At 66.0% G+C, this 8,746-nt stretch carries 7 protein-coding genes; 3 read left to right on the top strand and 4 right to left on the bottom strand.

What is annotated here, in order from left to right:
* The 3 genes from H926_RS0110635 to mdoH form a co-directional block, all read left to right on the top strand.
* On the top strand, nt 1–704 hold a 704-nt coding region (locus tag H926_RS0110635; RefSeq protein WP_028657857.1), incomplete at its 5' end, for an efflux RND transporter periplasmic adaptor subunit.
* An 83-nt stretch (nt 705–787) separates the two neighbouring features.
* Entirely contained in the window at nt 788–2,338 is a 1,551-nt protein-coding gene (locus H926_RS0110630; protein ID WP_022676276.1) for a glucan biosynthesis protein, read from the top strand.
* A complete protein-coding gene (gene mdoH, locus H926_RS26895; RefSeq protein WP_022676275.1) occupies nt 2,335–4,221 on the top strand; it encodes a glucans biosynthesis glucosyltransferase MdoH in 1,887 nt (628 codons plus the stop codon). The genes H926_RS0110630 and mdoH overlap by 4 nt, the downstream gene beginning before the upstream one ends.
* 432 nt (nt 4,222–4,653) lie before the next feature.
* On the opposite strand, the gene H926_RS0110620 is transcribed toward mdoH, so the two are convergent.
* From H926_RS0110620 to H926_RS26880, 4 genes are all read right to left on the bottom strand, one after another.
* Nucleotides 4,654–5,175 (bottom strand): hypothetical protein, encoded by a 522-nt coding sequence (locus H926_RS0110620; protein WP_022676274.1) that lies wholly within the window; start codon nt 5,173–5,175, stop codon nt 4,654–4,656.
* A gap of 209 nt (nt 5,176–5,384) precedes the next feature.
* On the bottom strand, nt 5,385–6,893 hold the full coding sequence (locus H926_RS26890; RefSeq protein ID WP_022676273.1) for a hypothetical protein: 1,509 nt from the start codon (nt 6,891–6,893) through the stop codon (nt 5,385–5,387).
* Nucleotides 6,894–6,942: 49 nt separating this feature from the next.
* Nucleotides 6,943–7,653: a DapH/DapD/GlmU-related protein gene (locus H926_RS35490; RefSeq protein ID WP_022676272.1), complete on the bottom strand. Its 711-nt coding sequence runs from the start codon at nt 7,651–7,653 to the stop codon at nt 6,943–6,945.
* 65 nt (nt 7,654–7,718) lie between these two features.
* The coding region (locus tag H926_RS26880; protein ID WP_237741015.1) for a glycosyltransferase at nt 7,719–8,746 on the bottom strand (1,028 nt) is incomplete at its 5' end.

Below are 8,746 nucleotides of genomic sequence, written 5' to 3'. Positions count from 1 at the left end.
AAATGGACGGCGCCCGCGCCGAACTTTCGCGCACGGCAGCGGCTCTTGCCAGTGCCACGGCGGCCCTGGCCAAGGCGCGCAACGATGAAGTCCTGGCGCGCCGGCAACTGGCCGATGGCACGATCCGCGCGCCGTTCGATGGCGTGGTTGTCTCGCGCGCGGTGGCGCCGGGGCAACTGGTGGCGCCAGGCACGCCACTTCTGTCGCTTGCCACCGGGCTCGATCGCCTGGTGGTGACGGTGCCGCTGCCGACGGCCGATGCCCAGCGGCTGGCCACCAATGCCCGCGCCCATGTTTTGCTGGCCGGCATGGCCGACAAGGTGCGCACCGCGCGGCTTGTGCGGATCGATCCCACCGACGATACACGCGGCCTCGATCGCTTGGCGGTCTTCGCGCTCGATCCGCCGGCCGCTGGCGATGGCGCCATGGTGCAGTTGCGCCCGGGCATGGCCGCCACCGTGGAAATCGACCTGCCTGCGCGCGAAAAGGTGCTGCTCGTGCCCAATGCCGCGCTGGGCTTTACGCCCGATGGCGTGCCGCCGCGCCGCAGCACGGTCTATATCCTGTCAGACGACAACGAACCGCGCCAGGTGGCGGTGGCCACGGGCGCCAGTGACGGCAAGCGCACCGAGATCTTGGCGAGCGGGCTGGAGCCCGGTGTTCAGGTGATCATCGGGCGGCGCGCTGGCCCGTCCAAGCCGTGACAGGACGAAACCCAGGCGGGGCAGGCCGTGGAACGCGCTGGCTTTCCTCCGAAACCGAACGACGGGGGCTGCGTTAGGCAGGCATGATCGATCCTTCCAACCCTTCTGATACCGCTGCCGGCGCGGCTGTGTCGCGCCGCGGTTTTGCCACGATGGCGCTTACCCTGGCAGGCCTGGCGGCGCTGCCGGCGCGGCTTTTGGCCCAGGGCGCGGCGGGCAATTTCGGCCCGGCCCAGCCATTTTCATGGGATATTCTGGTGGCCCGCGCTCAGGCGTCCGCGCGCCGCCCCTATGCGGCCCGCACCGCCTCGCGCCGGGCCGCGCCGACATTCGATGATGCCGCGCGGCTGACCTATGGCGAGGCACAAAGCCTGCCGGGCCACGTGCGCCTGTTTCCCACCCGGCTGGAAACCGCGCCCTTTGCCGTGGGCATCAACGTGGTCTCGGCCGGGCAGGCGCGCCCGCTGATCAACACGCAAGGATTGTTCGGCGCGGCGCAGAATGTCGATCCCGCCGGCTTTCGCGTGATGCATGCCGATGGCCATGGCGATTGGCTGGCGTTCCTGGGCGCATCCTATTTCCGCGCGGCGGGCGAGAAAGACCAGTACGGCCTTTCGGCGCGGGGCATTGCCGTCGATACCGGCACAATGCCCGGGGCGGAGGAATTTCCCGAATTTACCGCGTTCTGGATCGAGGATCTGGGCGGGCCGGAAGGGCGCCAGCGCCTCGTGATCCATGCCCTGCTTGAGGGGCCGTCGCTGACTGGGGCCTATGCCTTCGATACCCGCCAGACCGAGGCGGGCGTGGTGCAAGAGGTGAAATCGGCCCTGTTCCTGCGCAAGGACGTGGCGCGGCTAGGCATCGCGCCGATGACCAGCATGTTCTGCTTTGACGAGGCGACCAAGATGGATCGCCGCGACTGGCGGCCCGAAGTGCACGATTCCGACGGCTTGGCCATCTGGATGGCCGATGGTGAGCGCATCTGGCGCCCGCTGGAAAACCCGCCAGAGCCGCGCACCAACACCTTTCGCGCCAACTCCCTGCGTGGCTTTGCCCTGGTCCAGCGGGATCAGGCGTTCGATCACTATCAGGATGACCTGGCCTTCTACGATCGCCGGCCATCTTTGTGGGTAGAGCCGCAGGGTGATTGGGGCGCGGGTGCGGTTGTGCTCTATGCCTTTTCGACGATCTCGGAAAACGTCGACAATGTGGCGGCTTTCTGGCTCAGCGATTGGCCGGCCAAGGCCGGCCAGCGCCAGGATTTTGCCTATCGGCTGACCTGGACCAACCGCGATCTGGCCGCCAATGCCAATGCCCGCTGCATCAAGGTGTTTGCCGGGCCGGGCGGCGTGCCGGGCGGTGATCCGATCCCAGGTGCCACGCGCTATGTCCTCGATTTCCAGGGCGATTCTCTTGAAGGCCTTAACCGCAGCAGCGGTGTCACGGCCGAGCTGGACCTGCCGGCAGAGGCCGTGCTGCACAAGGCGGTTGGCCCGGTCGCCGGGCGCGACAAGCAATGGCGCGTCACGCTCGATATCAAGACGCAGGGGCTCGCCGCGCGTGAATTTCGCCTGTTCTTGAAACGCGGCGGCGGCGCGCTCAGCGAAACCGTGATCAAGGCGATCCAGCCATGACGGACCGCGCTGCGCCAGGTGGCCAGCCGCCGCTGCTCCCGGCCGAAGCGCCGCTCGACATGCCGGTGCAGCGCCTGTTCGGCAATGCCCCGGCACGGCGCGAAGTGGAAACGCGCCCTCACGGCCTGCTGGTCAAGCGCTGGCTGCTCGTCGCGCTGACGGCGGTGTTGGGCCTTGCTGCGTCGAGCGAGGTGCGCGTCGCCTTTTCGCGCGATGGCCTCAATGCCATCGAGGTGGCGCTGCTCGTGTTCTTCGTGCCGCTGTTCAGCTGGGTGGCGTTCGGCTTTGTCAGCTCGACCATCGGCTTCATCCAGCTGATCAGTGGCGCGCATCCCGGCTTCGTGCCGGTGCCATCGCCCGCTGCCAGCCTGGCCCATCGCACCGCCGTGCTGATGCCGGTCTACAACGAAGACGTCGACGCGGTGTTCGCCCGGGTAGAGGCGATGGCCTATGCCATCGATCGGTCGGGCGGGGCGCCGTGGATCGATTTCTTCGTGCTCAGCGATTCCAGCGCGTTGCATGGCAAGCGCGAGGAGGCAGCCTGGGCCGAACTGGCCGCGCGGGCGCCGATCGCCATCTATTATCGCCGCCGCGAGGAAAATACCGCGCGCAAGCCCGGCAACATTGCCGAATGGGTCCGCCGCTTTGGCGCCGCTTATGAAAACATGCTCGTGCTCGATGCCGATAGCGTGATGACCGGCGCCGCTATCGTTGGCCTGGCCTCGCTGATGGAGGCGCGGCCTTCGATCGGCCTGCTCCAGACCGTGCCGATGATCACCAATGCGCGCACTCTGTTCCAGCGCTGGATGCAGTTTGCCAGCGAGGCCTATGGCCCGATCGCATCGGCCGGGCTGCTGTGGTGGAGCGGGGCAGAGGCCAATTTCTGGGGCCACAACGCCATCGTGCGCACCCGCGCCTTTGCCGAAAGCTGTGGCCTACCCGATCTGCCGGGCAAGCCGCCGTTCGGCGGTCATATCCTCAGCCACGATATGGTCGAATCCGCGCTGCTGCGGCGGCGCGGCTGGGCCGTGCACATGGTGATGATCGGTGGCAGTTATGAAGAATATCCGCCCACCATCGTCGATCATGCGCTGCGCGATCGCCGCTGGATGCAGGGCAATCTCCAGCATTTGCGGCTGATCGGCGCCTCGGGCCTCGCGAGCACCAGCCGCTTGCACCTGCTGATCGGCGCCTCTGCTTATCTTACCTCGCCGGGCTGGCTGCTGCTGCTGCTCGCCACGATTGCCCAGGTGGCCATGGCGCGCATTGGCGGCGGAATCGAAGGCAACGTGCTGATGACCGTGCCGCCGGGCGTGCTGGCGCTTACCGTGCTGCTGCTGTTCGGGCCAAAGGTGATGGGCCTGGTGTGGATCCTCGCCGACGCACGGCGCTGCGCAGCCTTTGGCGGGCCGTGGCGCGCGCTCCGCTCCGTCCTTGTCGAACTGGTGCTGTCCACCCTGTTTGCGCCGGTGTCGATGCTCTTGCAGATCAAGGCATTGCTCGGGCTGCTGCTCGGCATTCCCTCGCAATGGAACGCGCAGAACCGCGATGCCCAGGCCATTGCCGTGCGCGCGATCCTGCCGGCAATGCGCGACCATATCCTGCTCGGCCTGGCGTTTGCCGCCACCGTCTGGCTCGATCCCGTCACCGCGCTGTGGCTCTCGCCGATCACGCTGGGCCTGTTGACCGCCCCCTGGCTGGTCAGCCTGACCTCGCGCGAGGATCTGGGCGAAGCCGCCGCCCGTCGCGGCCTGTTCCGCGTCCCCGCCCGCACCATGCGCGTGGGCCGCGCCGAAGTGCCCGATCCAGCGGCCGAGGCAGCGCCCGGCGGAATGGGATCGGCGCAAGCGCAGCCGGTTTCGGTTAAGGCGCTGGGTGCGTGAGGTGCGGGTAGGCTGTGCGGCTTGGGAAATCGCAGCATATAGCTGAAGTTGATCGACCGATTATCCACACATCGCGCAAGAAAGGAAGATGGACCCCGGATCAAGTCCGGGGTGACAATAAATTTTCACTTAATTTATATTTCCTCGTCCCCCGGACTTGATCCGGGGGCCTGCTTGAAGATGCGCGCTTACTTAACGCGAGAGAATCGCCGCTTGCTCAGCCAGCTTGTGGTTTTCTCGGCGTCGGAATGATTTCACACGAAGCCACGAAGCCACGAAGGCACGAAGAAGCCTCTTGTGATCTGCCTTTGTGTCTTCGTGGCTTCGTGTGAATTTCACGGACGTCAAGCAGCCCAAGTTGCGAAGCCTGTCATGTGCAAATCGCTCAACCGCAGCCGTGCCCGGATCGGCTGAGATAGGGGGAGCGGACAGTCACATATCGCCGAAATCAAGATTGATCAGCTTCCTAATCAGATCATCATCGAGGGTCATTACGGCCTCGGCAACGCGATGGTGCCCCTTGGCAACCGCTATTGCGGACATGGCGGATAAGAGCGTTAGCTCGTCCCAATCTTGTTGAAGGTATTTCACGACGCACTGGGCCAAGCGTGAAACGGCACCGCGATAAGCCTGAGCGAGATCAGACGGAACGGGAGGGCCTTTTTCGCTACTTTTTGCGATTTCGATCGCGGCGGGTAACTGGAAAAAGCTGGCATCTATGGGTCCAGTCGCGTTACAGGCGATCTCGATGATATGCGGTAGCGCCGCGTAGGACGCATCATACACATCGCCTTGGTGGCAGAGGCTCGACCAGAGCGTGAACCACGGCTCGCTGTCGTATCCGGTTTTCGGGCCTGTCGCGTGTGCGAGTTGGCGAAGCAGTTCTGGAATGTCGGCTGCGTTCCCGTAAGCGTGTGTAAGCGTCAGCCAGCGTGGGTCATCGAGTTCGATCATGACTGACTCTAAGTTGCCTGACCTACGACCGCAACTGGGCGCAAACAGTCGCTGGGATTTATCCGCCAACCCCGCGCGCGGTGGTGCGCTGCGACCTGTGTTTGCCAAGCCATCATTCGATCGCGCCGCCTTCTGCGCCTTGTATGGCGATCGCCGGGCACAGCGCTCGCCGGCTGCGCCGTTAATTCCGCCCGCTAAGCCGATACCCCTCACTCCGCCGGCTGTGTAGAAAATGCCGGCTCGGGCATGGCGCTGCCCAGCGCCATCGCGGGGGAAAGCTGCAAGGGCGGCAGGCGGCGCACCGGGCCGCGCCATGGGGTCAGGCGGGGCACGATCGGGCGCAGGGCCAAGGCGGCGCCGGTGAGGACGGCAAAGTCCGTTCCCGGGTCGCAGGTGGGAGAGGACAGCGAGGCGACCACGGCATCGACCACTGCCGCCCAGGCGCAGGCCGCGCCGGTCGACAGCGCCATGTCGGGCGAGGGGACATAGGTGGACAGCCGCGTCGGTTTGAACGCGCTGACCATGTGCACGATCATCGCCGTCGCGCCGATCAGGCCGGTGCAGCCGAGCACGGCGGTTGCCAGGCTGGACGAGCGGAAGCTGCCCGGCCCAATGCCGATGCCATGTGTAGCGACAAAGGCATGCCAACCCTGCCAAGCCCAGAACCCGCGCTGTTCGCCAGATAGCGATTGGCCCTTGTCCACCGTCATGTGGCGCAGCAGTTCCGTGGCATCGTTGACCAGAACCGGGTGGGCGATCATCAGCCCGGTGATCAACACGATCATGGCCAGGCCCGCGCCGGCAATGATCAGGGCGCGATCGGCCGGCATCGCGCCCGGCAGCAGCAAGCTGCGCCCCAGCACCAGCGCGCTATAGATGCCCAGGCCGACATAAGCCGTGGTTGCAGTACTGCACAGCAGCGCCGCTGCCAGCACGAAGGCCGCCGGTCCGGTATAGCGGCTGTCTACCCGACGCATCCAGCATTCGAACAGGAACACGAACCAGTTGATCCCAAACCAGGCAAAGCCCGATGCCTCTGGCCACAGCCCGGCCATGCGCACGAACCCGCGATAGCTGTGATCGAGCTGGGCATAGGATCCGTTGCGGAACAGGGCGAGCACGGTGTCCACCGGCGTGCCCTTGGCCGCCACGCTGAGAAAGCCGATCAGGCCGTGGACCAGCCCGGCGATCGCCATCGTCCGCACGAACACGCGGCGCCCGCGCTCCTTGCTGCACACCACGTGCGCGGCAATCGCGGTCAGCAGGGTGCCAACCAGATAGACCGTGGTGGTGATGTTCTGGGTCGAAAAGCTCAATGGGCGGGTGGAGTAGATATAGGCGCGCATGGAGATATAGCGCGCCTCCACCTTGCCGCGCATTGGGGTCACGTCAATCTGCCCGGCGAACAGGCGCGGGCCGATAAATGCCAGCACCGCGCCATAGAGGATGAACGTCGCCAGCCAGATATTGGCCCGCGCCGCCTGGCCCACCGCCATGCCATTGCCCGCGCCGGGCACCAGTAGGCGCAGCGCCATGAACACCAGGGCAAACTGCACCGGCGGGATCGACGACCCGCCCAGCATCGGCAGCACGATCGCCGCCGAGCCGCCAAACAGCGTCGAGACCAAGAGGAATGCGAACATCGCCTCGATCGATCCGGCAAGGAACAGGCTGAGGCCCAACAGCACCTGGATCGCGCCGATGAAGGTCAATTGCATCGCAGGCTCCGCACAAGCAGGACGATAGAAACGGAAGGGAACGGCGCCATCATGGCCGGATGAAATCGGGCGCGCAGCGCACCGCCTTGGCAAAGCTGGCAGGGTTGCCGCGCCACACCTGCGCGGCGGGAATATCCTGGGTCACCACTGCGCCGGCAGCGACCACGGCATGATCGCCGATGGTCACGCCCGGCAGCACGATCACCCCGCGCCCCAGCCACACATTGCGGCCCAGCCGGATCGGCGCCACGCGCACTTTATCGCCCTGGTGCACCGGGTGGTGGTTGGTGTCGCACAGCACGCAATCGGGGCCGATGCGGCAATGGGGGCCGATCTCGATCGCGCTGTGGCAGATCACCTGCACCCCGGTGTTGAGAAAGGCGCGATCCGCCAACGTGACCACCGCGCCGCGTGCCACCTCGATCCGCACCGGCGCGACGTCACCACGCAGGTTGACCCGCGCCCCGATGCGGATATGGCCCTTGCCGATCAGGCGCGGACGATGGCCGTGCACGAAAAAACGGTGCCCGGGCACTATGCCGCGCCGCCGCAATGCCAGTCGCGTGGCCAGCGTGGCCAGGCGATTGCGCGGCTGGAGCGCGGTGATCCAGCGCGCCAGTCGGCCGCTGGTATCGTGTCTTGGCGGCGCAACCGCAGCGGCATGGGGCGCCGTTGCCAAGTCCTCTGGCATGGCATCTGCGTGAAGTGGCAAGGCCGGGGCATCACTGGCGATCAGGTCTGGAGCAACACGCGTGGCCATGGGCATCCCCTGGGCGAAAGGTGGCAGACGATTAAGCAAGTACGATAGCGCTAGGGCGCGGTGCTCTATTCCAGCGCGTGCAACAGACCCCGGTCGAACCGGTCAGGCGCAAAGCGGCGGGCATCGGCCATGGCGGCGGCTGGATCGAAATGCGGCAGCCAGGCTTCCATCGCTTCTACCCCGGCGATGAGCGATTCTACGCTTTGGCTGGCAAAGAACTGGCCGGTAAGGTCTTGCGTCACACTGTCGAGCGCGCCGCCCCCGGCATAGGCGAGCACGGGCCGGCCCGAGGCGATCACCTCCACTGGCACGATGCCGAAATCCTCTTCGGCCGGAAACACTAGCGCACGGCACTGCGCATAGGCACGGCGCAGCGCGGGGAAGGGCAGGCGCGGCAGGATGGTGATGTTGGGCCCGGCGCGGCGGCGCATGGCCGCGGCCAGCGGCCCATCGCCCACCATCACCAGCGGCAGGCCCAGCGCATTGAACGCATCGATCGCCAGGTCGGGCCGCTTGTAGGGCACCATCTGCCCTACCCAGAGATAGGCCGGCCCCACCGCATCGGCGCGATCGAACAGGTCGATCTCTACCGGGGGATGCACCACGTCCGCCTCGCGCCGCCAAGCCTTGGCAATGCGCCGCTGGATAAAGCGCGAATTGGCCACGATGCGATCCACCCGCGCGGCCGAGCTGGCATCCCAGGCTCGCAGGCGATGGCACAGCAGCGGCATCATCGTGCGGCTGACGATCCCGGCGGCATCGCGATAGTCGTGATAATGGTCCCACAGATAGCGCATGGGCGAGTGCACATAGCTGAGATGCAAGGCATCGGGCGCCGTGATCACGCCCTTGGCCGGCCCGCTTTCGCTGCTGATCACCAGGTCGTAGCCACGCATGTCCAACTGCTCGAGCGCCATGGGCATGAGCGGCAGATAGCTTTGGTAATGCCGCCGTGCGCCGGGCAGATGCTGGATGAAGCTGGTTGTTACCTTGTGGCGGCGGATCGTGTCCGAAACGGCTGCCGGGTTATATACGTGGGTAAAGATATCGGCCTGGGGAAACAGGCGCAGCAGGCGTTCCAGCACGCGCTCCC

It is taken from the genome of Novosphingobium sp. B-7, from assembly GCF_000410615.1.
Classification (GTDB): Bacteria; Pseudomonadota; Alphaproteobacteria; order Sphingomonadales; family Sphingomonadaceae; genus Novosphingobium; species Novosphingobium capsulatum.
The sequence above is the reverse complement of the archived record's forward strand: the minus strand, read 5'-3'. Positions and strand labels throughout refer to the sequence as shown.

Excerpts from the sequence above, each read along its gene's own strand:
- H926_RS0110630 (WP_022676276.1), top strand. The coding sequence starts at position 788 with ATGATCGATCCTTCCAACCCTTCTGATACCGCTGCCGGCGCGGCTGTG.
- mdoH (WP_022676275.1), top strand. The coding sequence starts at position 2,335 with ATGACGGACCGCGCTGCGCCAGGTGGCCAGCCGCCGCTGCTCCCGGCC.
- H926_RS0110620 (WP_022676274.1), bottom strand. The coding sequence starts at position 5,175 with ATGATCGAACTCGATGACCCACGCTGGCTGACGCTTACACACGCTTAC.
- H926_RS26890 (WP_022676273.1), bottom strand. The coding sequence starts at position 6,893 with ATGCAATTGACCTTCATCGGCGCGATCCAGGTGCTGTTGGGCCTCAGC.
- H926_RS35490 (WP_022676272.1), bottom strand. The coding sequence starts at position 7,653 with ATGGCCACGCGTGTTGCTCCAGACCTGATCGCCAGTGATGCCCCGGCC.